General features: G+C 67.2%; 26 protein-coding genes, 2 tRNA genes and 1 other RNA gene. 15 read left to right on the top strand and 14 right to left on the bottom strand.

Translation table 11 applies throughout. The features are described from left to right. Positions 1-103 precede the first annotated feature (103 nt). From ET475_RS14565 to ET475_RS14535, 7 genes are all read left to right on the top strand, one after another. Positions 104-961, top strand: a complete 858-nt coding sequence (locus ET475_RS14565; protein WP_129391832.1) for an ABC transporter ATP-binding protein — start codon at positions 104-106, stop codon at positions 959-961. Further along, positions 958-1800 carry an ABC transporter permease gene (locus ET475_RS14560; RefSeq protein ID WP_207205361.1) on the top strand — a complete coding sequence of 281 codons (843 nt, stop codon included), beginning with the start codon at positions 958-960 and terminating at the stop codon, positions 1798-1800. The genes ET475_RS14565 and ET475_RS14560 overlap by 4 nt, the downstream gene beginning before the upstream one ends. Positions 1801-1842: 42 nt before the next feature. Continuing rightward, positions 1843-2958 (top strand): ABC transporter substrate-binding protein, encoded by a 1116-nt coding sequence (locus ET475_RS14555; protein ID WP_129391829.1) that lies wholly within the window; start codon positions 1843-1845, stop codon positions 2956-2958. Beyond that, positions 2939-4201 (top strand): CaiB/BaiF CoA transferase family protein, encoded by a 1263-nt coding sequence (locus tag ET475_RS14550; protein ID WP_129391826.1) that lies wholly within the window; start codon positions 2939-2941, stop codon positions 4199-4201. The genes ET475_RS14555 and ET475_RS14550 overlap by 20 nt, the downstream gene beginning before the upstream one ends. A 27-nt stretch (positions 4202-4228) precedes the next feature. Beyond that, a complete protein-coding gene (locus tag ET475_RS14545) occupies positions 4229-5182 on the top strand; it encodes a beta/alpha barrel domain-containing protein (protein ID WP_207205360.1) in 954 nt (317 codons plus the stop codon). A 166-nt stretch (positions 5183-5348) separates the two neighbouring features. Further along, positions 5349-6050, top strand: a complete 702-nt coding sequence (locus ET475_RS14540; protein ID WP_129391823.1) for a MarR family transcriptional regulator — start codon at positions 5349-5351, stop codon at positions 6048-6050. Further along, positions 6040-6759, top strand: a complete 720-nt coding sequence (locus ET475_RS14535) for a nucleotidyl transferase AbiEii/AbiGii toxin family protein (protein WP_165310948.1) — start codon at positions 6040-6042, stop codon at positions 6757-6759. Before ET475_RS14540 ends, ET475_RS14535 begins: the two co-directional genes overlap by 11 nt. A gap of 393 nt (positions 6760-7152) precedes the next feature. Here ET475_RS14535 and ET475_RS14530 read toward each other — a convergent pair. Next, positions 7153-7227: transfer RNA gene (locus ET475_RS14530), tRNA-Lys, on the bottom strand. Positions 7228-7321: 94 nt separating this feature from the next. Here ET475_RS14530 and ET475_RS14525 point away from each other — a divergent pair. Beyond that, the gene (locus ET475_RS14525; RefSeq protein ID WP_242497656.1) at positions 7322-8146 is read left to right on the top strand and encodes an inositol monophosphatase family protein; all 825 of its coding nucleotides are present in this window, start codon (positions 7322-7324) and stop codon (positions 8144-8146) included. Then, entirely contained in the window at positions 8143-8724 is a 582-nt protein-coding gene (locus ET475_RS14520; protein WP_129391814.1) for a hypothetical protein, read from the top strand. The genes ET475_RS14525 and ET475_RS14520 overlap by 4 nt, the downstream gene beginning before the upstream one ends. Before the next feature lie 79 nt (positions 8725-8803). On the opposite strand, the gene ssrA is transcribed toward ET475_RS14520, so the two are convergent. Further along, positions 8804-9172: a transfer-messenger RNA gene (gene ssrA / locus ET475_RS14515) on the bottom strand. 141 nt (positions 9173-9313) lie between these two features. Here ssrA and ET475_RS14510 point away from each other — a divergent pair. The 3 genes from ET475_RS14510 to ET475_RS14500 are packed head-to-tail and all read left to right on the top strand — an operon-like array spanning position 9314 to position 12793. Then, the gene (locus ET475_RS14510; protein ID WP_129391811.1) at positions 9314-9964 is read left to right on the top strand and encodes an SIMPL domain-containing protein; all 651 of its coding nucleotides are present in this window, start codon (positions 9314-9316) and stop codon (positions 9962-9964) included. Further along, positions 9961-11295: a M20/M25/M40 family metallo-hydrolase gene (locus ET475_RS14505; RefSeq protein ID WP_129391808.1), complete on the top strand. Its 1335-nt coding sequence runs from the start codon at positions 9961-9963 to the stop codon at positions 11293-11295. The genes ET475_RS14510 and ET475_RS14505 overlap by 4 nt, the downstream gene beginning before the upstream one ends. A 34-nt stretch (positions 11296-11329) precedes the next feature. Further along, on the top strand, positions 11330-12793 hold the full coding sequence (locus tag ET475_RS14500; protein WP_129391805.1) for an MFS transporter: 1464 nt from the start codon (positions 11330-11332) through the stop codon (positions 12791-12793). Here the strand turns inward: ET475_RS14500 and smpB are convergent, their stop codons facing one another. The 4 genes from smpB to prfB all read right to left on the bottom strand — a co-directional run bounded on the left by smpB (position 12794) and on the right by prfB (position 16428). Then, positions 12794-13270, bottom strand: coding sequence for an SsrA-binding protein SmpB (smpB, locus tag ET475_RS14495; RefSeq protein WP_129391802.1), 477 nt, complete (start codon positions 13268-13270; stop codon positions 12794-12796). Positions 13271-13341: 71 nt separating this feature from the next. Continuing rightward, entirely contained in the window at positions 13342-14256 is a 915-nt protein-coding gene (ftsX, locus tag ET475_RS14490; RefSeq protein WP_129391799.1) for a permease-like cell division protein FtsX, read from the bottom strand. Then, the gene (gene ftsE / locus ET475_RS14485; protein ID WP_129391794.1) at positions 14253-15257 is read right to left on the bottom strand and encodes a cell division ATP-binding protein FtsE; all 1005 of its coding nucleotides are present in this window, start codon (positions 15255-15257) and stop codon (positions 14253-14255) included. The genes ftsX and ftsE overlap by 4 nt, the downstream gene beginning before the upstream one ends. A gap of 61 nt (positions 15258-15318) precedes the next feature. Then, on the bottom strand, positions 15319-16428 hold the full coding sequence (gene prfB / locus ET475_RS14480) for a peptide chain release factor 2 (protein WP_129391791.1): 1110 nt from the start codon (positions 16426-16428) through the stop codon (positions 15319-15321). Here prfB and ET475_RS14475 point away from each other — a divergent pair. After that, positions 16427-17737: an MFS transporter gene (locus ET475_RS14475; RefSeq protein ID WP_422879918.1), complete on the top strand. Its 1311-nt coding sequence runs from the start codon at positions 16427-16429 to the stop codon at positions 17735-17737. The genes prfB and ET475_RS14475 overlap by 2 nt on opposite strands. Before the next feature lie 4 nt (positions 17738-17741). Here the strand turns inward: ET475_RS14475 and ET475_RS14470 are convergent, their stop codons facing one another. The 7 genes from ET475_RS14470 to ET475_RS14440 are packed head-to-tail and all read right to left on the bottom strand — an operon-like array spanning position 17742 to position 22131. Continuing rightward, complete coding sequence (locus ET475_RS14470; protein ID WP_129391788.1) at positions 17742-18170, bottom strand: pilus assembly protein TadG-related protein; 429 nt, start codon at positions 18168-18170, stop codon at positions 17742-17744. Further along, positions 18167-18616 (bottom strand): TadE family protein, encoded by a 450-nt coding sequence (locus ET475_RS14465; RefSeq protein WP_129391785.1) that lies wholly within the window; start codon positions 18614-18616, stop codon positions 18167-18169. Before ET475_RS14465 ends, ET475_RS14470 begins: the two co-directional genes overlap by 4 nt. After that, the gene (locus ET475_RS14460; protein WP_129391782.1) at positions 18591-18977 is read right to left on the bottom strand and encodes a TadE/TadG family type IV pilus assembly protein; all 387 of its coding nucleotides are present in this window, start codon (positions 18975-18977) and stop codon (positions 18591-18593) included. The genes ET475_RS14465 and ET475_RS14460 overlap by 26 nt, the downstream gene beginning before the upstream one ends. A gap of 12 nt (positions 18978-18989) precedes the next feature. Next, entirely contained in the window at positions 18990-19175 is a 186-nt protein-coding gene (locus ET475_RS14455) for a hypothetical protein (protein ID WP_129394009.1), read from the bottom strand. Positions 19176-19202: 27 nt separating this feature from the next. Further along, positions 19203-20123 (bottom strand): type II secretion system F family protein, encoded by a 921-nt coding sequence (locus ET475_RS14450; RefSeq protein WP_129391779.1) that lies wholly within the window; start codon positions 20121-20123, stop codon positions 19203-19205. Beyond that, positions 20120-20974 carry a type II secretion system F family protein gene (locus ET475_RS14445; RefSeq protein ID WP_129391776.1) on the bottom strand — a complete coding sequence of 285 codons (855 nt, stop codon included), beginning with the start codon at positions 20972-20974 and terminating at the stop codon, positions 20120-20122. The genes ET475_RS14450 and ET475_RS14445 overlap by 4 nt, the downstream gene beginning before the upstream one ends. Further along, positions 20971-22131 carry a TadA family conjugal transfer-associated ATPase gene (locus ET475_RS14440; protein ID WP_129391773.1) on the bottom strand — a complete coding sequence of 387 codons (1161 nt, stop codon included), beginning with the start codon at positions 22129-22131 and terminating at the stop codon, positions 20971-20973. Before ET475_RS14440 ends, ET475_RS14445 begins: the two co-directional genes overlap by 4 nt. 125 nt (positions 22132-22256) lie before the next feature. Here ET475_RS14440 and ET475_RS14435 point away from each other — a divergent pair. Continuing rightward, a tRNA-Leu gene (locus tag ET475_RS14435) sits at positions 22257-22338 on the top strand. Positions 22339-22391: 53 nt separating this feature from the next. Continuing rightward, positions 22392-23069, top strand: a complete 678-nt coding sequence (locus ET475_RS14430; protein WP_129391770.1) for a DedA family protein — start codon at positions 22392-22394, stop codon at positions 23067-23069. 1 nt (position 23070) lies between these two features. Here ET475_RS14430 and ku read toward each other — a convergent pair whose 3' ends face one another. Beyond that, positions 23071-23898, bottom strand: coding sequence for a non-homologous end joining protein Ku (gene ku / locus ET475_RS14425; protein WP_129391767.1), 828 nt, complete (start codon positions 23896-23898; stop codon positions 23071-23073). Positions 23899-23963: the final 65 nt, after the last annotated feature.

Below are 23963 nucleotides of genomic sequence, written 5' to 3'. Positions count from 1 at the left end.
AGCCCCTCGCCACGGTTCTCCTCCACCTTGAGTGACGCCCCGCCGGGTGCTACGGTAAACCGACATTCCAAGTTCCAACCCACGATGTGGTGAGAAGGTACTGATGGCTTCGACGGGATCACCCACCCCTGCCCACGCGCCCGGCGATGAGTTCGCCGTCGAACTCGACGGCGTCACCGCCGAGTTCACGACCCCGGGCGGCGGCAGCTACTGCGCTGTCCGTGATGTCACGCTGAGGGTGAGGCCGGGAAAGTTCGTCGCCGTGGTCGGCCCCACCGGATCGGGCAAGTCGACGATCCTCAACATGGCGGCGGGGTTGCTCTCACCCACCTCAGGAACGGCGAAGAGCTTCGGAAGCCCGGTCACCGGCGTCAACCGACGCGCCGCCTACATGTTCCAGCAAGACGCACTGCTGCCATGGAAGAGCGTCATCGACAATGTCGGGCTCGGACTGACGATGGCCGGCGTCGGCAAACGCGAAGCCCGCGCACAGTCGCAGGGGTGGCTGGCCAAGGTGGGGCTGAAGGATTTCGCCGACCACTACCCGCATCAGCTCTCCGGCGGCATGCGCAAGCGGACGGCGATCGCGCAGGCGTGGATCGGCAACCCCGACATCCTGCTCATGGACGAGCCGTTCTCGGCGTTGGACGTGCAAACGCGCCAGATCATGGAAAACGAGCTTCTCGCGATCTGGCAGGAGTCATCCAAAGCCGTCATCTTCATCACCCACGACCTTGATGAGGCGATCGCTCTGGCCGACGAGGTCGTGATCCTGGGAGCGGGACCGGCCAGCACGATCATCGGATCATACGAGATCTCACTCCCCCGTCCCCGCGATCTTCTGGCTATTCGGGATAACCCGCAGTTCGTCGAGATCCACCAGGAGATCTGGAGCAGGCTGCGGGTCGAAGTGTCCAAGACCTATCAGAACCAGGCTGTTCCGGACGGAGTGAGCTCGTGACGAGCACCCAGAGCAACATCGTCGCCGCGCAGGCAGACCGACTCACCGGCATCCCCCGCCTGCGGCGGCGCGGCTCGAACGCGCTGATGATGCGGCTTGCACAGCTCGGAATGGTGGTCGTCGTACTCGGCGTGTGGGAACTTCTCGTGCGACTGGGGGTGATCGACGAGTTCTTCTTCCCCGCGCCCTCGAACATCCTTCAGACGATCTGGGTCTGGGTCTCAACGGGCTATGTCTTCCCTCACCTGTGGGTGACCCTGATCGAAGCGTTCCTCTCCTTCATCGTCGGTGGCGCGGCAGGGCTCGCCTTCGGATTCGTGCTCGCGCGCGTCGGCATTCTGGAACGCCTGTTCGCCCCGTTCCTGCAGATGTTCAACGCCCTCCCGCGCGTGGTGCTGGCCCCGATCTTCCTTCTGTGGTTCGGGCTCGGCATCTGGTCGAAAGTCGCCTTCGGATTCACTCTCGTGTTCTTCATCGTCTTCTTCAACACCCTCGAGGGCGTCAAGAGCGTCGACCGGGTGCTGGTGAACAACGCTCGGATGCTGGGGGCATCGGAGCGACAGCTGCTGCGGCACGTGTTCATCCCCAGCGCATTGACCTGGATCTTCTCCAGCCTGCACATCAGCGTCGGCTTCGCGATCACGGGCGCGGTGGTCGGCGAGTACCTGGGCGCGTCATCGGGTGTCGGCTACGCCATCGCGCAAGCGCAGGGCGTGTTCGACACCGAGGGCGTGTTCGCCGGCATGTTCATCCTGATGTTCGTCGTGCTCCTGGTCGATCTCGGCGTCAACCGCATCGAGCGCTACCTGCTGCGCTGGCGACCGGCTTCGACATCCTGACCCGTGTCACTCATCCCCCGCACAACTCGAAAGGACCTCGATATGTCCCCCTCGAAAAAGCACACCGCCGGCCGTGTGCCGCCGCACCGCATGGGCGGCATGAGCCGGCTCGGCTCCGTTCTCGGCGTGGCAGCGCTGGCGTTCGCGCTCGCCTCGTGCGGAACGCCGGCGGCGGCCCCACCCGGACAGGGCGGCGGATCGGACTCGAACGGCGGTGACGCCGCCGCGACCAAAGTGACCATCGGTGTCGGCGGGCAGACGCTGCTGACCTACCTGCCCACGACCTTGGCCGATCAGCTTGGGTACTTCACGGATGAAGGGCTCGATGTCGATCTGCAGGATCTGCAGGGCGGGTCCAAGGCCCTCACCGCGATGCTCGGCGGAAGCACCGATGTCACCTCGGGGTACTACGAGCACACCATCCAGATGCAGATCAAGCACCAGCCGATCGAGGCCTTCGTCGACATCGGGCTGTCTTCGGGCCTTGCCCTTGTGGTATCGCCGAAGAACGAAGATTCCATCAAGACCGTCGGCGACCTCAAGGGCAAGAACGTCGGCGTCACGGCTCCGGGTTCGTCCACTGACATGTTCCTTAAGTACCTGCTGGTCAAAAAACGAGACAAGACGAGTGACGCGTCGGTCTCGGCGATCGGTGCCGGCTCCAGCGCCGTCGCCGCCGTCGAGAACAACCAGGTCGACGCTGCCGTCATGCTCGAGCCCGACATCTCGGTGCTGGCCAAGCGGCTGGGAAAGGATCCCGCGATCATCGAGGACGTCCGCAGCACAGACGGCCTCCAGAGCGTGTTCGGCACCGACGCGTGGCCTTCGGCCTGCCTCTACGCGCAGACGGACTGGCTCAAGAAGAATCCTGAGACGGCGAAGAAGCTCGCACACGCCGTGGCCAAGGCACTCGCTTATGCGAACACCCACACCGGGGCCGAGATCGCCGCGAAGATGCCGGAGAAGTTCTCTGCCGGCGACAAGGCGCTTTATGCGGCGGCCATCGACAACGTGAAAGTCACATACAGCAAGGACGGCGTGTTCCCCGAGGACGGACTGAAGGCGGTGCTCGACACGCAGCGGGTCGCCAATCCCGAGGTCGGTGACAAGAAGATCGATCTGAGCACGACGTACACCAATGAGTTCGTCAAGGGCTGATGCGGCGGAAGGAGCGGGTGAACCCCGTCTTCCGCTGACAGGCGTTCGAGTACTCGAGCTGGGCAACTACATCGCTGCTCCCACAGCAGGCCGACTGCTCGCCGACTTCGGTGCCGAGGTGATCAAAGTCGAACGGCCTGGCACCGGAGACGAGTTGCGCAACTGGCGGCTGTACGAAGGCACGACCTCGATGCTCTTCCACACCATCAACCGGAACAAGAAGTCGATGGCGTTGGATCTGCGCAGCGAAGCCGGGCGGCGGCTGGTACTGGAACTTGTCGAGCACTGCGACATCCTTCTCGAGAACTTCCGGCCCGGAACGCTGGAGAAGTGGGGGCTGGGGCCCGACGAGCTGCGCGAAGCCAACCCGGATCTCATCCTCACGCGGGTGTCTGCGTACGGTCAGACCGGCCCGATGGCCACACAGCCCGGGTTCGCGGCCGTCGCAGAGGCGATGGGCGGGTTTCGGGCGCTCGTGGGAGATCCCGATCGACCACCGGTGCGAGCCGGCGTGTCGATCGGCGACTCGATCGCCGGACTCTACGCGGCGTTCGGTGCGGTGATGCATCTTTTTGCACGCGAGAGGGACTCCGCGGCATCCATTCCTTCGACGCGCCGGCTGGTGGATGTGGCGCTCACCGAGGCCGTCTTCTCGATGATGGAGTCATTGCTGCCCGATATGGAGGCGTACGGCGTCGAGCGCACGCGCACCGGCGGCCGGCTGCCCGGCATCGCACCGAGCAACGCCTTCTTGTGTCGCGACGGAAGCATCGTCATCGCCGGCAACGGCGACTCGATCTTCCAGCGGCTGATGGAGATCATCGGCCGCTCGGACCTGGCAGCCGATCCCACCCTGGCCACCAATCAGGGCAGAGTCGATCGACAGGATGAGATCGAGGCCGCGATCAACGCATGGACGAGCAATCAGACCAGTGCAGACGCGCTGCGTGTGCTGGGTGAGGCGGGAGTCCCCTCGGGCCCGATCTACACCGCGGCAGACATCGGCCGTGATCCGCAGTACGCACAGCGGGGGATGGTGCAGCGTCGAGCGGTGTGGACCGGGGAACGCACGATCGAGAACGTAGGGTTTCCCGGGGTCGTTCCCCTGCTGGGCGAGAAATCCCTGCCGCTGCGGTCACTGGGCCCACGTCTGGGAGAGCACACCGAACAGGTGTGCCACGACCTCCTCGGGTGGACCGACAGCGAGATCCGTTCCCTGCTCGAGGGCGATGCCGCCGCCTGAGCGCAGGCGACGAGAGAGGAGCGGACCGTGGATGTCGAACACGAGGGAAACGGGACGTTCAGCCCCGCAGCACGCCTGCGCGACGTGACCCTGCGGGACGGCCTGCAGCTGACCGGCAAGATGCTCTCCACTGCGCGGAAGGTGGAGATCGTGCGACGCCTTCTCGCCATCGGTGTTCCCGCGCTGGAGATCGGGTCGCTGGCCCGCGCCGACCTCGTGCCGACGATGGCGAACACTCTCGAGGTGGTGCGCGCACTGACGGCGCAAGAGTTGGAGGCCTGTTGGCTGTGGGTGGCCACACCCCGCCATGTGGAACAGGCGCTGGATGCGGGAGCCCGCAATCTGCAGTACTGCTTCTCGGCATCGGACAGCCACAACCTCGCCAACATCGGTCGGAGCACCGATGCGAGCCTGGCAGCGATGCCTGCGGCGATCGAGCTGGCGCAGGCGGCCGGCGCCACCATCGAGCTGTGCATCGCCACCTCGTTCACCTGTCCCTTCGAGGGGCCGGTCGATCCGGAACGGGTTCTGCAGATCGTGACCGACCCGCGAGCGGCCGGGTCCGAAGGCGTGGTCATCTGCGACACCCTCGGCCAGGCAGTCCCTGCCCAGGTTTCGGATCTGGTGTCCCGCGTGCACCAGGTCAGTCCGGGGCGCGAGCTCGTCTTCCACGGGCATGACACGTGGGGAATAGGCGTGGCCAATACGCTCGCCGCGATCACTTCCGGGGCGACGATGGTCGACGGTGCGTTGGGAGGCTTGGGCGGTTGCCCGTTTGCTCCCGGCGCCAGCGGCAACACTTCCAGTGAAGACATCCTGTTCGCGACACGTCCACCATGGCTGACCCCGGATGCCCTCGGAGATCTCGTGCGTCTGGGTGAGTCACTGCTGGGCGAACTCGACGAGCCGAACCGCTCACGCACAGCGCAGGGGGCACGGTCGACGGCCCACGCCTTCGAATGGGTGCTGCCGGAGGAGTAACGGCACGGACACCGAGCGGTTCGACGGCGGCAGCCGCGCATCATTCACGGTGATCAGTCGCGCCTACCTCCTTAAACACAACCGGTGACGCCCAGTCCACGCCTGCTCATGGGAGGCTTCGCCTGCGCGGGTGGGCAACGTATCGGAGAAGAGATAGAATAAAGATATGGACACCCGCGTTGTTGCCGCGCCGGAAGTCGCCCGCGCGCTGGGCGTCTCGCTCCCCACCGCGCACAAGGCCTTGGACCGGGCAGGCGTGCCACGGGTTGGGCGCGGGCACACTCGTGTGGCACCGGAGGGTGTGGTCAAGACACTTGTCGCTGAGCGCGGTTCCACACCGCCGTCCGATCGCGACCCGGCCGATCTCCGCGTCCTGGCTGTCCTTTCGCACTCGCCGCTAGGTCAGGCCAGCGCACGATCAGTGGCATCCCGCGCCGGGCTCAGCCCGACAACAACTTCCCGCGCTTTGCAGCGGCTTGCCGTCGATCGCCTCGTCGAGCAGCGTGACCTTGTCGTGCCCAGTGGCCGCGCCCGCCACGAAAAGCGATGGTTCGTGAACACGCCGGCCTGGCTGCAGCCGCTCGTGGATCAGGTGCGAAGCACCCGCCTTCCTCGCCGCAAGGTGCAGCCCTCTCCCCTGCCGGTCGCTCTGCATCACCTGTTCTGGAACGCTGACGTCACCACCCTCGACCCCGCCGTAGATGGCAGCTACATGGCGGGCAGGCTTCTGGAGGCGCCAGACATCCGGGCGTGGACGTGGGCGCTGGCGAACATCTCCCGCGTCGACATCAAGACGGCGTTGGGTCGCCGCGGCGTCAAGCCGGCAACCCGTGCGCTCGTGGAGAACTGGTGGGCAGATGAACACTGAGCAACCCCGCGAACTAGACGGGAAGTTCGCCCCACAGGTGCGCTCCGGCCCCGAGGCCTCACTAGATGGGAGCGACGGGTTGTCCACACTCGAAGGATTCCTCCCCGACGACACAGTGGCGGCCTGGGAGACGATCGCCCCGCTCGTCCCCGACACTGCGTACCTGTCCGGAGGGACGGGACTGACCGCGCACCTGCGTCACAGGGTCAGCCGCGACCTCGACTTCTTCACCGAGCGCCCCTTCGACGTCGACGCACTGGCCGATGCACTCGCGCAGGCCGGCACCTTTGCCGTAACGACAGCCGATTCAGGAACACTCAACGGCATCTTCGAGAACACGAAGGTCCAGTTCTTGGAGGCATCCAGCCAACGGCTCCTGCGGCCCACCACAACCTTCGGTGGCGTACGGCTCGCCTCACTGGAAGACATCACTGCCACAAAGCTCAAAGTCATCCAGGATCGCGGAGCCCTCCGGGATTACTTCGATCTCATGCAGATCGACCCTCACATCCCCATGGAGGACGGACTGACACTGTTGATCGAGAAATACCAACCGCGCGGCCCTGGTGACCTCATCGCCAACATCGTGCGGGGCCTCGGGTACCTCGACGACGTCGAAGACGACCCTGGCCTCCCGTTGCCCCGTGCGGAGATCGAAAGGTTCTGGGCGCGACGCCAGCCACGCATCGTGGCGAACCTCGAACTCTGACGCTCGCGGCTATTCGCCGGCCATACTGACGACTCGCCCTGGACGGCGTTGCCCTCGCAGCCTCACACGCATAGGACTGCATGATCCGCTTGATGCTGCCTGATCCCGTGGTCGCTGTCGTCCGCCAGTTGTAGATGGTCTGTTGGGCACCCCGAGGTACTCCGACAGCTCGTCGATGGTCAGAAGCGGCTCAAGGCCGGGGATTGCAACGCTCATGGACCGTCTATGCGCGGCGCGCGCGAGCGACTGCATGCGGCCGGTAGTCAGTGGGAAACGGCGGAAGCGACCTCCCCCGAAACCCCTCGATTTGGGGTTTAGGTGTCGGAAAAGGTGTCGCTGGACAATTTGACTCAAGAGGAAACCCCCGGACTTCGTTGAAGTTCCGGGGGTTTGTGGTGCACCCCCTGGGATTCGAACCCAGAACCCATTGATTAAGAGTCAATTGCTCTGCCGTTGAGCTAGAGGTGCTCGGCTCACCGCAGCGCCGAACCGAGAGTCAACATTAGCATCCCGATCCGGTCACGACGAAATCCGGCAGGGGCGTCCCGGTTATCCTGGGCAGGTGACCTCCCCCACCTCCTCATCAGCCGTGCACCCCGAGTTCGAAGACGATCTCGCCCTCGCGCTGCGCATCGCCGATGCCGCCGATGATGTCTCGATGGCGCATTTCGACGATCCGCGTCTCGGGGTATTGCTCAAGGCCGATTCCACCCACGTGACCGACGCGGATCTGGCCACCGAGCGCGCTATCCGCGACATCCTGGCCACACAGCGACCGGAAGACGGGATCTTCGGCGAGGAGTATGGCGCCACCGGCACCACGACCCGCCAGTGGATCATCGACCCCATCGATGGAACAGCCAACTACATGAAGGGCATTCCCATGTGGGCCACCCTCATCGCGCTTGCCGTCGACGGCGTGCCGCAGGTGGGAGTGGTCAGCCAGCCGGCGCTCGGGCGGCGGTGGTGGGGCGCGACCGGCCAGGGTGCCTGGACCAATGGCACCGACGACGGTCCCCGCCGGCTGCGGGTGTCGACGGTCGATGCGCTCGACGAATCCAGTGTCAGCTTTCAGAGCATTGCGCAGTGGGATGAGGCAGGCCACCTCGACACGCTCGTGCGGCTCAGCCGCACAGTCTGGCGCGACCGCGGCTATGGCGACGCCTGGCCGTACATGCTTCTGGCCGAAGGACGCCTGGAGATGGTCGCCGAGTTCGACGTCAAGGAATACGACATCGCCGCGCATGTGCCCATCGTGCGCGAAGCCGGTGGCCGGTTCACCGACTTCGACGGGCAGGATGCCGTGGGCACGCGCTCGTCATTGGCCAGCAACGGCATTCTGCACGACGAGTATCTCGAGCTGCTGCACTGGTCGGACGCTCAGTGATCCGTCTCGGTCCGACCGCACGGCACGCTCTGGCTGCCACGGCTGTCTTGGCAGGCGCACTGGCACTGACCGCCTGCGCCGACGGGGACTCCGGCACCGTCGCTCCGGCAACTCCCGAACCCGGGGCATCCGCCCCCATCAGTGGCTCGCAGGTGACCAGCGCTCCCAGTCAGAACGCCGAGCCGACCTGCGACACCATTCTTCCCTCCGACACCGTCGAGGATTTCGTCGATGCCGGATGGGCGGCGCGTCAGGACCCGTTCTATGTCGGAAACATCGAACTGTCCGACGGCATCCAGTGCACCTGGGGCGACCCGAAGGTGGCCAGCGACCAGGTGCAGGTGTACGGCTGGGCACCGCTGAGCGCACAGCAGTCCGACGAGATCACGACGGAGCTCATCGACTCGGGCTGGGAGAAGATCGACGGCGACGGTGTGGTGTATCTGACCGCCCCCGAAGAGATGATCATGAGCCGCGACGAAGACGGCTACGGCATGACCTACCGGCTCAGCGACCACGACATCGCCGTATCCGACACGAAGCAAGGGCTGCTGCTGGTGGAGTGGCCGCCCTCGTGACCCATCCTCGGCGGGCAAAAAGAGACCCCCGATTTCCGCGTGAATCCGCGGGAATCGGGGGTCTGTTCACGACAGCGGTTCGTGGAGATGGGGGGAATCGAACCCCCGTCCATCGCTGAATCTCCACGCCTTCTCCGGGCGCAGTCTGTGCAGACGTTCTGCTCGGCTCCGACCTTTGTCACAGACACCTAAGTCGACGAGCCCAGCCTGGGAGAAGTCCCGTGCGACGTCCAGGCGCCGCCGCACAGCAAGATTCCTAGATGACGCCAGGATCCGTACCGGAATCACATACGGTCTGACGGACTATCGGGCTCGCTTACGCAGCGAGGGCGAAGTCAGTGCGCTTTGCATTGGCACTTGTTTTTTGCAGGGAGCGTTCACGAGATAACCCTGCATCCTCGGCCCGCTTCTCGTGAATAGACAGGCGATGTCGAAACCGATCATCCCCGTGTGTGCTCCGAGTGGAGCGGCCGCTGTCGCGCTGTGGAATTGTCAACCGGATGCTGCAACACCCGAGCATCACAGCTTACAACGAGATCGCCCGGTACGGAATTCCCATGCGCCGCTCGCGGGCCGTAGGCTCTGCTCTATGCCCGAGGTCACCATCACCGTCCGTGCCGAGCACCGCGCTCGCCGCGCTCCCGAAGAGGCCGTCGCGCGCATCACGGTGCGCGCGGAAGGCCCCGACCGCGGCGAGGTCGTCGAACGCATCGCCACGCTGGCCGCACCGATCCGCGATGACCTGGCCGAGCGTGCCGACTCTGGCTCCCTCGCCGAGTGGTCGAGTCAGCGCGTCGCGGTCTGGTCGGACCGCCCCTGGGCCGAGGGCAAGCAGCTCGCCGTCGTGCACCATGCGGCCGTCGACGTCACGGCGACGTTCACCGACTTCGCGGCGCTGAGCTGGTGGCTCACCCAGGTGGCGCAGCGCGACGGCGTGCAGGTCGGCGACATCGAGTGGCGGCTCACCGCTGCCACACGCGACGCGGTTGAGAAAGAAGTGGCAACACGCGCGGTGCAGGTGGCCGTCGAGCGTGCGACCGCGTACGCCGGCGCGCTGGGACTGAGTGAAGTCAGCCCGACGCAGATCGCCGATCTCGGGCTGCTCGCCCCGGGAGACACTCCCCCGGCGCTGCGCATGGCCAAGGCTGCTTTCGGTACCGCGGGCGCACCGGCGGTCGACTTTCAGCCCGCCGATATCGAGGTCGCGGCATCCGTGGAAGCACGGTTCGTCGCGCGATGACCGAGATCACACCCCGGCCGGGCCTGGCAGAGCGACTGTCGGCCATGATCCGGCTGCCCACGGTGTCGGCCGAGCTCGCCGAACGCGGGATGGCGCCGTTCGATGAATTCATCACGCTGATGAGCACTCTCTACCCGCTCACCCACGAACGCCTCGAACTGACGCGACACACCGACCTCGGTCTGCTGTTCCGCTGGAAGGGGCGGCGCAGTGGCGCCCCACTCGTGCTCATGGCGCACTTCGACGTCGTGCCGGTCGATGAGACCGACCCCTGGACGCATCCTCCCTTCGCCGGACACATCGCCGACGGCATCGTCTACGGTCGCGGCACCCTCGACGACAAGGGGCCGCTGCTGGTGGTCCTGGAGGCGGTGGAGAATCTGCTGGAGGCAGGATTCACGCCCGCCCGCGATGTCTGCCTCTCGTTCGGGGGTAACGAGGAGACGTACGGAGACGCGGCGCGGGCAATAGCCGATGCGTTCCGCGATCGTGGCGAGATCCCCTGGCTCGTGCTCGATGAGGGCGGCGCGGTCGTGGATGCCCCGCTGCCGTTCGTGACCGGACAGGCGGCCATGATCGGGCTGGCCGAGAAGGGGGTGCTCACTCTCACCGTGTCTGCGCGAGGGGAGGGCGGGCATGCCTCCGCTCCCCCGGCCATGACAGCGGTGCGGCGCGTCGCGCGCGCTATCGACCGGCTGGGCGCCTCCACTTTCCGCCCCCACACGCCCACGGCCATCCGGCGAATGCTCGGCATGTTCGCGGGCCGCGCACGGGGGTTCGGGCGGGTGCTGTATCGGATGCTGGCGGCCTGGCCGTGGCTTGCGGCCCGGGTCTTCGCGCGGTTGGGCGGCGAGACCGCGGCGCTCGTGCGCACCACCGTGGCTGCGACGATGGCATCGGGGGGCACGGCGGCCAACGTGCTGCCCTCGCAGGCGGCGGCGACCGTCAACCTGCGCATCGCCGTGGGTGAGACGGTGGAAGGCACCGTGGCCCGCGTGCGCCGCCGGATCGCCGACCCGAAGGTCGAGGTGACCGTCGTCGAGGGTGACGACCCCTCGCCGGAATCCCCCGCCGACGGGCCTGAGTTCGCTGCGCTCGCCGCGGCGCTGGCCGCTTCATATCCCGGGGCCGACGCGGTGCCGTACATCATGATGCAGGCCAGCGATGCGCGACACTTCCACCGGTTCAGCCCGGCGGTGTACCGCTTCGCGCCCCTCACGATGTCGGCGGCACAGCGGGCGAGTATCCACGGGGTCGACGAACACGTCACGATCGACGCCCTCGAGCGCGGTGAACGATTCCACCGCGCGCTCATTCAGCAGCTAGAGTGATCGCACCCGAATCTCTGCCTGCGAAGGAGCATGCATGACGCGTTCTGCCGCGCCCGCGCGCGTGACCCTGGGTGCTCTGGCCGGCGTCGTCGGCTTCCTCGCCTTCGTCGAATTCACCAGCGGCGTTCTGCAGGGCTATTACACGCCTATGCTCACCGACATCGCCCGGCACCTGGGCATCCACGACGCCGATGTGAACTGGCTCGAAGGCACCCAGCTGATGCTGTCGGCACTCGTGGTGCCGGCGTTTGCGAAGCTCGGCGACATGATCGGGCACAAGCGGATGCTGCTGATCTCGACGGCTGTCACGGCTGCGGCATCCCTCGTCCTTCCCTTCACCGACTCGTTCGCGATATTCCTCGCCGGCTGGGCTCTGATGGGGTTCTACGTCGTATGGCTGCCGCTGGAGATCGCGTTGATCTTCTCCCGCGCCCGGCGCATGAGCGGACGCTCGACGATCACCGCGCGTGCGTCGGGGATGCTGGTGGCCGCTCTCGAGTCGGGTGCGATCATCGGCGCGTTGGCCGGTGGCGCACTCATCGACGCGCTCCCCCTGTGGATGGTGCTGCTGGTGCCGAGCGTCATGATCATCGTCTGCTTCTTCGTGGTGCTGTTCGGGGTGAACGAGTCGCCCGAGCCTACCGGCGGCACCTTCGACACCGTGGGCGTGATCCTGGTCTCGCTGGCGCTGATCGCCTTCACCGGCGGGCTGAGCCTGTTGCGTCTGAACGGCCCGTCCGACCCGCTGTCGTGGCTGGTGACGCTGCTCGGCATCGCGCTGCTGGTGCCGTTCGTCGTGTGGGAGCTGCGCTGTGCTGACCCGCTCATCGACGTGCGCATGTTCCGCTCGCCGGCCCTGGGCCCGGTGTTCTTGACGGCCGGCCTGTTCGGCGTGAGCGTGCTGGGTGCGCAGGCTCCCTTGTCGACGTTCGCCCGCACCGACCCGGGTGTGTACGGCTATGGACTGGGCACGACAGGGTTCGCGACCTCACTGATCATCGGTGTCTACCTGATCGCGATGATCACCGGCGCACTGGCGTATCCACAGCTCGCGCGCCGCATCACGCCGCGCCTGACGCTGGTGATCGCCGCGGTGCTGGTCGGCGTCGGCTTTCTTCTGTTCCTGCCGCTGCATGCCAGCTACGCGCAGGTTCTCGGGAACATGGTCATCGTCGGCATCGGTTCGGGGGCCCTGGTGGCCGCTCTTCCCGCCGCCGCGGCATCAGCCGCGCCGGCCACTCAGACCGGGGTGGCCACCGGACTGACGAACTCGGTCAAGACGGTAGGCGGCGCCATAGCATCGTGCGTGTTCGGCATCGCACTGCTCAGCCACGCCGCCGACGCCGGGGCCACCGCCGGGTCGTTCGCCGGATACGTCACGGTGTGGGTGGTGTGCGGGGTGACCGCCCTGGTCTCGGCGGCGCTTCTGTTGCTGTTCGTGCCGAAGCAGGCCTTCAGCGACCCGCAGCCGGCCGCCGCAGTCGAGCCGGTCGCCTGACTACTCGCCCATCCGGTTGCGCGTGCGCATGGCGCGCTCGGCCTCGCGGCGGTCCTGCCGTTCACGCAGCGTCTGGCGCTTGTCGAACTCTCGCTTGCCCTTGGCCACAGCGATCTCGACCTTGGCACGCCCGTCAGAGAAGTACAGGCGCATCGGCACGAGCGTGTAGCCGCCGGCCGACACCGCGTGCGAAAGACGCACGATCTCTTCCTTGTGCAGCAGCAGCTTGCGCACCCGTTTGGCGGCGTGGTTCGTCCAGTTGCCCTGCAGGTACTGCGGGATGTTGACCGCGTCGAGAAACGCCTCGCCGTCTTTGATGTAGGCGTACCCGTCGGAGAGGTTGGCGCGGCCCTCGCGCAGCGACTTCACCTCGGTGCCGGTGAGCACCAGACCCGCCTCATATGTCTTCTCGATGAGGTAGTCGTGGCGTGCGCGACGGTTGGTCGCGACGATCTTCTCGCCGCGTTCCTTCGGCATGGTTCTCTCCCGGTCCGGATGCTGGTGGATGCCGTGGGCACGTGCCGCGGCAGCCCATCAGTGTATCGCAGCTACGCGCGCAGCCAGCGCCGGATGGCGAACCCGGCCGAGACGGCGGCCAGCACCACGCCGATGCCGATGAGGATCGGCACGACGTAGGCCACATCGCCCATCCCCACCCAGGTGGTGATGAAGTCGACCCGGGTGCGCAGATAGCCGTTCACACCGAAGCGCACGCCCGCCCAGATGGCCAGACCCGATAGGACCGACCCGATCAGCGCCGACAGCACACCTTCGAGGATGAACGGCGTCTGGATGAAGCCGTTGGACGCCCCGACCAGCCGCATGATCCGCAGCTCTTTGCGTCTCGCATAAGCCGAGAGACGGATAGTGGTCGCTATCAGCAGAACGGCGGCGATCAACATGAGCACGGCGATGCCCACCGCGACATAGGTGGAGACCGTCAGGGCGGTGAACAGCGGCTGCAGCAGCTGCATCTGATCTTGCACCGCCTGAACGCCCTTCTTGCCGGCGAACGCCTCGGTGATGACGGCGGAGTTCTGCGGGTCGACGAGGTTGATGTAGAAGCTCGCGCCGAACTGGCTCGGGGTCAGGATGTCTTTGTAATCGTCGCCGAGCAGTTCCAGCGCGTTCTGGTAGGCCTGCTTGGGCGTCTCGTAGCGGTACTTGGCGATGAGCGGCTTCAGACCCGCGCCGTCGAGCTGATCCTTCACCGCCTGGATCTGCTCGTCGGTGGCGGCACCGGCGTCGCAGGTGGCCTCGCGCGCACCGTCGACGCACATCGACACCTGCACCTGAGCACGCCCGGTCCAGAAGTCGCGCATGGTGCCGATCTGGGCCTGCATGAGAATCGCCGCGCCCACGAATGTGAGCGAGACGAACGTGACCAGCACGATCGAGATGATCATGGAGGCGTTGCGTCGCAGGCCGTTCAGTGCCTCGCGCACGACGAGTCCGGCCCTCATCGCGTCGGCCCCACTTCGTCGTCGTCTTCGCCCAGGCCCAGGCGCTCTGCCGCGCCCAACGCCTCAGACAGCCCGCCGGGCAGCTCGTCCGCGCCGGGTTCGGGCGCTGAATCGGATGCTGGGGACGGGGATGTCGCGGACTCGGATGCCGCGGCGCGGTCGATCACCGGCTCGGCGGCCGGCGCGGCCGCGGCATCCTCCCGCTCTGCATCGGGGGCGCCCGATACCGTCTCGCGGTGCACCTCGAGCACGGCCGTGAGCGCGGCCACAGCCGCCGCTCCGCGTTCGGGACCCGGCGCCAGACTCGGCAGCCCCGAGGTGTCACCGTAGCCGCCGTGCCGCTCATCGCGCAGCATCTCGCCCTCCTGCAGTTCGATGACACGGCGCTGCATCTGGTCGACGAAACCCGCCTCGTGCGTGGCCATGAGCACCGTGGTGCCGGTGCTGTTGATCCGGGCGAGAAGTTGCATGATGCCCACCGAGGTGGCGGGGTCGAGGTTTCCGGTGGGCTCGTCAGCCAGCAGCACCTGGGGGCGGTTCACGAGAGCGCGGGCAATCGCCACGCGCTGCTGCTCGCCGCCGGACAGCTCGTGCGGCAGCCGCTTGCCCTTGCCCTCCAGGCCCACCAGTGCAAGCACCTCGGGAACCGACTGGCGGATGAATGCGCGCGATGCGCCGATGACTTCGAGGGCGAAAGCGACGTTCTGCGACACGGTCTTCGTCGGCAGCAGGCGAAAGTCCTGGAACACCGCGCCGATGTGGCGGCGGAAGTATGGAGCCTTGCGGTTCGACACCGTGCGCAGGTCGCGGCCGAGCACGACGACCCGGCCTTCACTGGGGGTCTCCTCGCGCAAGACCATGCGCAGACAGGTCGACTTTCCCGACCCCGACGGGCCGACGAGAAAGACGAATTCTCCGCGTTGCACCTCGAAGTCCACGTTCGACAGAGCGGGTTTGGAGGTGCCGCGATACCGCTTGGTGACGTTCTCGAACCGGATCATGGCTCAACGAGCCTAAGTGGCCCGCGCACGATCGTTGGGAGCGACACCGCCGCCGCGCCGATCAGTCGTCGTTCTTGCGCTTACGCCACCGGATGCCCGACGAGATGAAGCCGTCGAGGTCACCGTCGAACACCGCCTGCGGATTGTTCACCTCATGCTCGGTGCGCAGATCTTTCACCATCTGGTACGGCGCGAGCACATATGAGCGCATCTGGTCGCCCCAACTGGCGGTGATGGTGCCCGCAAGCTCCTTCTTGGTGGCCGCTTCCTGCTCCTTCTGCAGCAGCAACAGGCGCGACTGCAGCACGCGCAGGGCGGCGGCACGGTTCTGGATCTGCGACTTCTCGTTCTGCATCGAGACCACGATGCCGGTCGGCAGGTGGGTGATGCGCACCGCCGAGTCGGTCGTGTTCACCGACTGGCCACCCGGACCCGACGAGCGGAACACGTCGACGCGGATGTCAGATTCGGGGATCTCGACCTCGGTCGCCTCTTCCATCAGCGGAATGACCTCGACAGCCGCGAACGAGGTCTGCCGCTTGCCGGCCGAGTTGAACGGGCTCATCCGCACCAGGCGGTGCGTGCCGGCCTCCACGCTCAGGGTGCCGAAAGCGTACGGCGCGTCGACCTCGAACGTGGCCGATTTGATACCCGCCTCTTCGGCGTAAGAGGTGTCCATCACCGTCACGGGGTACTTGTGCTGCTCGGCCCAGCGCAGATACATGCGCAGCAGCATCTCGGCGAAGTCCGCGGCATCCACCCCGCCGGCACCGGCGCGAATGGTGACCACCGCCGGCCGCTCGTCATACTCGCCGTCCAGCAACGTCTGCACCTCAAGCTGACCGACGACGTCTTCGAGGGACTTGACCTCGGCGCGGGCTTCTTCGGCCGACGCCTCGTCTTCCATCTCGTTGGCCAGTTCGACCAGCACCTCAACGTCGTCGAGCCGCCGCTCTATCTCGGTGATGCGGGCAAGCTCGGACTGGCGATGGCTCAGCGAACTCGTCACCTTCTGCGCCTTCTCGGGGTCATCCCAGAGGTCGGGGACACCGGCCTCATCGCTGAGCCGGGCGATGTCGGCCCGCAGCGCGGGTACGTCGACCACCGCCTGGATGTCGGAGAAGGTGGAGCGCAGCGCCTGGATGTCGGCGGACAAATCGAGTTCGAGCATGACACTCCAGACTAACGTGGATGCGGTGACCACCGTTCCCCCTCCCTTGAGCGTGGGGAACGTGCTGTGGCGCTTCGGCCCGATGATCTATGGCCCGACGCTGCTGTTCTCCCTCGGCGAGGGCGCGGTCATTCCGCTCATCCCGGTGATTGCGGCCCAGCTCGGCGCCGGCGTGGCATTGGCCGCACTGGTGTCGTCGGCCCTGGTCGTCGGGCAGCTGTGCGGCAATCTTCCAGCCGGCTGGGCGGTGGCCCGTGTCGGCGAGCGGGTCACGATGGCTGTCGGCGGAAGCGCCGCCATCGCCGCGGCGATCGGCCTGATCGCGGCGCCGAACCTCGCCACCCTGACGATCGCCGTGTTCGTGCTGGGCTTCTGCGCCGCGGTGTTCGGCCTGGCCCGCCACTCGTTCATGACCACCCGTATTCCCCTGTCATTCCGCGCGCGGGCGTTGTCGCTGCTGGGCGGCTCGTTCCGCCTGGGCGTGTTCATCGGCCCGTTCGTGGCGGCAGCCCTGCTGGCGATCTTCGGCGACGCACACGCCGCCATCTGGTTCGCCTTGGTGTGCCTGATCGGCGTGGTGCTGCTGGTGGTGCTCGGCCCCGATCCCGAACACGATGCCGCCGCTGCCCTCGCCCGCACGCAGCCCTCCCCCGAACTCGACGAAGACACCGGCGAGGCCGTCACCGGGCCGGTGCGCGTGAACGAGGCGCGGATCGGTGTGTTCCGCACGATGTGGCGACACCGGCAGGTGCTCGCACGTCTGGGCGTCGCCGCCGCTCTGCTGTCGTCGGTGCGATCGGCTCGCCAGGTCGTGCTGCCTTTGTGGGGCGTGTCGATCGGGCTCGACGCACAGACGATAGCGCTCGTGGTCGGCATCTCGGGCGCCCTCGATTTCGCACTGTTCTATGCGTCGGGGCAGGTGATGGACCGCTTCGGCAGGCTCTGGGCCGCCCTGCCCGCGATGCTGCTGATGGGGGCGGGGTTCCTGGCACTGGCCTTCACACACGACCATGCCGAGGCCGCCATGTGGTTCGCGCTGTTCGCGGCGGTGCTGGGGGTGGGCAACGGCATGTCCAGCGGCATTCTGATGACCCTGGGCGCCGATCTTGCGCCGCAGGCAGACCCGGCCGCGTTCCTCGGCTCCTGGCGCACCCTCACCGATGCCGGCGGGGCTGCTGCTCCGCTGCTGGTCTCGGCGATCACGGCGCTGGTATCGCTGTCGCTGGCCACCGGCGTCATGGGTCTGGTCGGCGTGGTCGGAGCCTTCGCGTTTCTGCGCTGGATCCCCCGATACATCCCGCGACGGTGACCGCTCATCGCAGGGCGGTGCGACTGGTGGCCTGTGCTTCGAGGGTGAAGCCATCGGGGACGAACAGGGTGATCACCGGTGGATGCCACTGCCCGGCCACCCGCACCCGTGCCGAGAGGCCGTCGGGTGTGTCGGCGTCGACCAGCACCGCTCCCGCGCCGACATCGGCGACCAGCGTCTCGGCCTGCCGGCGCACGCTCGCGGAGACCAGCCGTGCTGTCGCGCCGGCGTCATCGGCGGTCAGCGCGAATCCGTCGGCGCCGGCCAGGGCCGCGGCATCCGCGAGCGCATCCAGGCGCTTCTGCGCCAGATACAGCGACGTCGCATCAGCGCACACCAGCACCAGGACGAGTGCGATCATCGCATAGCCGATGGTCAGCGGCAGGATGCTGCCCTCGTCATCGCCGCGGCGTGCGCGCAGCCAGCGTCTCATCCTTGGCCCCACAACCGCGAGACCTTCGCCGCCGATGAGGCGGACAGCGGCACGCTGGCCAGGCGGTCCAGCTGCAGCACGGGCGGTACCAGAGGAAGTGCCGCGCGAGTGGTCACCGTGACCACCAGCGTCGCCCCGGCCCGGGGGCACTCGCCCGCGGGTCGACAGGAGATCGCCACGTCGAGCTCGTCGCGGTCGATCCCGTACTCGTCGACGATCGAGTCGGCGACGGCATCAGCGCGATCGCGGGCCGATGCCGCATCGGGGGCAGTGGCGATGGCCCGGGCGAGGTGGCGCGCCCCGGATTCGACGCCGAGCGACTGCTCCTGGATCAGCCCGAGCGAGACGATGAGATACACGATCGGCACGAGCAGCAGCATCCCCGCCAGGATGAACTCCAACGGTGCGGTGCCCTCATCGTCACTGAAGATTCTCCACCGGCGCATCGGCGGACACCTCCCACATCCCTGGGGAACCGAGCAGCCCGACGAGGGGCATCGGCGTGCGCACCGTCACGCGCACGATATCTTCTGACCCGTGCGAGATGTTCGATGCGGCCACCTCGGTGGCGTAGGCGGCGCCGATGGCGCGGGTGATGAGTTCGCGGGTGCGCACCTCACCGTCGGCCAGGGTTTCGTCAGCCAGCGCCGCCTGGTACGCGCCCTCGACCGCCGCGTCATGCACGACATTGCGCACGTAGACGCACAGGGCGAGCTGGAGCACGCCAAGAGTCAGCAAGGTCAGCAGAGTGCCCACGAGCACGAACTCCACGGGCGCCGAGCCGCTGTCATCGCCCGACCGCCGCATGCAGCGCACGATCTACAGGCCGGAGACCTTGGCGATGGCCTGCTCGAACAGGTCAGAGAGCGCAGGTCCGGCCAGGGCCCAAATCGCCACGACAAGGCCCGCCGTCATCAACGTCACGAGCACCCATCCCGGCACATCACCCTGGTCGTCATCCCAGGCGAGTGCCTTGCGCATCCTCGTACGCGCCGCATTCCACATCACCCGCATTGTTCTCTCTCCTTCGTTTCATCCGATCCCGAGACGCAGCATGAAAACGCCCGGAAAAATCGCGAACAGCACTGAAATGGGCAGGATTAGGAAGACCAGGGGCAGCATCATACGAATCTCGTTGCGCCCGGCCCGTTCGATGAGTCCCCGCTTCGCGTCTTCGCGGGCATCGGTGGCCTGTGCCTGCAGCACTTGCGCGAGCGGGGCCCCGCGCTCAAGCGCGGCCACGATGTGGTCGACCGAGCGCGTGAGCGCCGCCACCTGCAGCCCCCGCGCCGACGCCGTCAAGGCATCGGCGAGCGACGATCCGGTTCCCACGGCGAGCACGACTGCACGCAACTCGGTGGTGAGCTCTCCTGCCCCGACCCGACCGATACGCCGCAGCGAGTCAACGATCCCCTCGCCCGCGGCCAGACACAGCGCGAGAAACTCCAGAACCGTCGGCAGCTCTTCTTCAATGCGGGCGGCGCGCGAGCGAGCCGCGCGGGTGAGCACGACGTCGCACAGCGCCGCCCCGGCGACCCCGGTGAGCAGCGGCAGCACGGCCGCAGCGGCGGTGAACCGGCCGCTCAGAGCCACGATCACGGCGACCACCGCGCCGCACAGCAGCCCGGTCAGGCCCCAGGCAAGCTGGCGAGAGCGGAAGCCGGCCACCCCCTCGCGGTCGGCCCGGCGGCCGGCCTGCCGCAGTCGCCGGGCGACGGCATCCGAACCCGACACCATGCGCTCCCACCGTGCCCGCACGCCTGCCCACGGCGCGCGTAGCGGCGTGAGCGGTGTGAGCCCCGCTGGGTCGGCGATGTCGCGGATGTACGGCGCAATGCGGCGCTCAAGACTCGGAGCGCCCCACCGCGGTGTGCACACGACCAGCAGCCAGACGCCCACGCCCAGCGCCGTGCCGGCAACGATCGCGATGGCTGCATCGGTGAGCTCGGTCATCCGAACCACCTCCGCGGTTCGGGCAGCCGCCCCAGGCGCATCATCAGCCGATAGGCCACGAACGAGATGCCCGCACCCGCCAGCACGAGTGCTATCCCCTGCGGGCTGCTGTACGCCGCGGCGCCCTCGGGGCGCGCCGCCAAGAGTGCGAGCACCACCCACGGCGCCACCACGCCGAGCACTGCGGCGCCCCGCAACCACGACTGCCGGGCCTCGACTTCGGCGCGCAGGGCAGCGTCGGCGCGCACCGATGCCGCCAGCGACCGCAGCACGGGCACGAGCTCGGTTCCGCCCACCTGCCGGGCCATCCGCAGCGTCTCGATGATCCGGTCGGCGATCGGATCGGACAGCGTGGTCTTCAGTCGCGCGGCGGCCGAATCGAAGTGACCGGATGCCGCGACATCGCGTGCGAACACCGCGAAGGCGGGCCGCAGCTCGGCCGGTGCCGAGCTCTGCAGCGACGAGACGGCGTCGGGAAGCGACATCCCCGCCCGTACTGAGGCGATGAGCAGCTCACAGACATCAGGCCACAGCCCGCGCCGGGAGTGCAGCAGACGCACCTGCCGGGCGCGCAGCCAGAGGAAGGGGGCGGCGGCTCCGGCGACGGCCGCCAGAACCGCGACCACCGGCACTGCCAGCACGAGCCAGGCGACCGAGGCCGACGCGGCGGCAAGCAGTGCCGCGATTGCCACCGGCACCCTCGTGGGCACATGCGCGTAGCCCGCGGCATCCATCAGCCGCCCCAGCGCACCGGTGTCGCGCGTCGGGTTTCGCGTGCTGGCGGGCCAGAGCCAGGGAGAGAGGGTCAGCAGAATGCCGGCGGCCAACGCAGCACCCAAGACGAGGGTCATCCGCCGTCCCCATACACGGTGCGCGCCTCGATGGTGCCCTCGACGACCCGGCTGGTGGTCTCGACGATCTCACCGACCCGGCGCCGTCCGTCGGGGTCGCGCACGCAATGAACGACCAGGTCGATGCCGGCGGCCACCGCGGGCACGATGAACCCCGCGTCGATGTTGCGGCCCGCCAGCAGAGGCAACGCCGCGAGTTTCGCCAGGGCCTCGCGCGCCGAGTTCGCGTGGATCGTTGCGGCCGCCGGCACGCCGGTGTTCAAAGCCAGAACGAGATCGAGCGCCTCGGCGTCGCGCACCTCGCCCACCACCAGACGGTCGGGGCGCATCCGCAGTGCCTCTTTCACCAGGCGCCGCAGGGTCACCTCGCCGGTTCCCTCCAGACTCGGCTGTCGCCCCTGCATCGCCACCAGGTCGGGGGCGTCCACGGCGAGCTCGAAGGTCTCCTCCACGGTGATGATGCGCTGCTCGGTCGCACAGGCGGCGATCAGGGCGCCCAGCAGCGTCGTCTTGCCGGCGTGGGTGGCGCCGGAGACGAGGATGCTGCGTCCCTGCCGCATCGCGGTGCGCAGCAGGTGAGCGGCATCGGCGCCCAGCGATCCTCCGGCGACGAGTCGCTCGAGCGTGCGGTGCGCCGGCAGGAACTTGCGCACGTTCACCGACCAGTGGCGCCGGGTGATATCGGGGATCACCACGTGCAGCCGACTGCCATCGGGCAGCGAAGCATCCACGAACGGTTGGCTCAGATCGACGCGGCGACCCGTGGACTGCAGCATCCGTTCCACGAGGTCGCGCACGGCGACGTCGGTCAGCGCCAGGGGAATCCGCTCCGACACGCCCCCGCGGGCCACGTATATGCGATCGGGGGCGTTCAGATACAGCTCTTCGACCGTGGGATCGTCGAGGTAGGCCTGCAGCGGCCCGTACCCGGTGACCGAGGCCAGCACCTCGCGCACGCACCCCGGCTCATCGTCGATGGGCTCCAGGCCCCGGGCCAGAGCGTAGTCGTTGTAGCGGCGCACCTCGCTCCAGGCCAGCTGCGTCGCCCGGTCGGGGTCGCGCAGCGGGTCGGCCTGCTCGCTCCGAAGGCTCTCGCGCACACGCTCGGCGACCAACCGGGCGGCAGCGGGGTCGCCGGCGGCGTACGCGAGACTCATTCCGCCATCGTGGCAGGAATCGCAATCTCGCCGCAGAAGTTATCCACAGGCCGCTGACCGGAGGGACAGAACGGGGGTTATCCCCACAGCATCCGCACAGCCCGCTCAGTAGACTTGGACCACTCGCGGGAGTGGTGAAATCGGCAGACACGCAGGATTTAGGTTCCTGTGCCTTCGGGCGTGTGGGTTCAAGTCCCACCTTCCGCACGGGCGCCGGTTCTCGGCATCCCCCCTTCTTCCTTCGACGTGACGGGACATACGTGCTTTCTGCAGGTCTCATCCCCTGGCTCAGCCCGGAGAACATCCTTGAGTCCGCAGGCCCGTGGGCTCTGCTGGTGGTGTGTTTCATCGTGTTCGCCGAGACCGGGCTTCTGGTCGGGTTCATCCTGCCCGGTGACACGCTTCTGGTCATCTCGGGCCTGCTGACCAACACCACCGACGTCTTCGGGTTGAACATCTGGGTTGTTGCGCTGCTGATCGCGCTGTCTGCCTTCGTGGGCGGCGAAGTGGGCTATCTGATCGGCGGCAAGGGCGGCCCGGCGGTGTTCGAACGCAAGGAGTCGGGGCTGTTCAGCCGCCGTAACGTGGAGCGCACGAATGCCTTCTTCGAGCGCTATGGGAGTATGACGGTGATCCTGGCCCGCTTCGTGCCGGTCGTGCGCACCTTCGCCCCGGTTGCCGCCGGTGTCGGGCATATGCCCTGGCGTCGCTACTCGCTGTACAACCTCATCGGCGCGGTGCTGTGGGGCTTCGGCCTCACCATGCTCGGGTACGGGATCGGCTTCATTCCCAGGGTTGCGCACCTGGTCACCGAGTACATCGAGCTCATTCTCATCGCCGTCGTCGTGCTGACTTTCGCGGTCACGGCCTGGCACTACTTCCGCGAGCGCGCCAAGGCGCGACGCGAGGCAGACGACACCGCGTCACACAAGGAGTGAGTCACTCCCCCGACGCGCGCTTGCCCTTCGGCTTCGCGCCGCGGTTCTTGCGGGTGCGTTCGACGCTGGCACGCAGGGCCTCCATGAGGTCGATGACCTCGCCGCCCGCCTCTTCTTCACGTTCCCCGAACGTCTCGGCGGTGTCGAGAGCTTCGCCCTTCTCGATCTTCGCGTCGATCAGGGTGCGCAGCTCTTTCTGATATTCGTCGGTGAAGGCATCGGGGTCGAAGTCCGAGGCGAATCCTTCGACCAGCGCCGCCGAGAGCTTGAGCTCTTTCTCAGAGACCTTCACCTCTTGATCGAGCACCGGGAACGTCGCTTCGCGGATTTCGTCGGCCCACCTCATCGTCTGCAGCGTCAGCACATCGCCGCGCACGCGCAGCGCCGCCAGGCTCGTCTTCTGCCGCAGCGAGAACTGCACGATGGCGGTGCGCTCGGTGCGCTCCAGCGTCTCGCGCAGTAGCGCATACGCCTTCGGCGACGACGAGTCGGGCTCGAGAAAGTACGACCGCTCGAACAAGAGCGGGTCGATCTGATCGCTGGGCACGAACTCGACCACCTCGATCTCGCGGCTGCGCTCGGCCGGCAGCGCGGCGAAGTCGTCTTTGGTCAGCACCACGGTGTGCTCGCCGTCGTCATAGGCACGATCGATCTCGGCGTAGGGCACCGTCTCGCCGTCGAGTTCGCAGACGCGCTGATAGCGGATGCGCCCACCGTCTTTCGCATGCACCTGATGCAGCGAGACATCATGGTCTTCGGTCGCGGCGTACACCTTCACCGGAACGTTGACCAGACCGAAGGTCAGCGCGCCCTTCCAGATCGCCCTCATGAGATCAGTACACACTGCCGCGCGCATCAAGGCAACGACCTGTCACCGCAGGCGAGGGCCGGTCT

The sequence above is a fragment of the Microbacterium protaetiae genome (genome assembly GCF_004135285.1).
Taxonomy (GTDB): Bacteria; Actinomycetota; Actinomycetes; order Actinomycetales; family Microbacteriaceae; genus Microbacterium; species Microbacterium protaetiae.
This window is presented reverse-complemented; position numbering and strand designations above follow the sequence as displayed.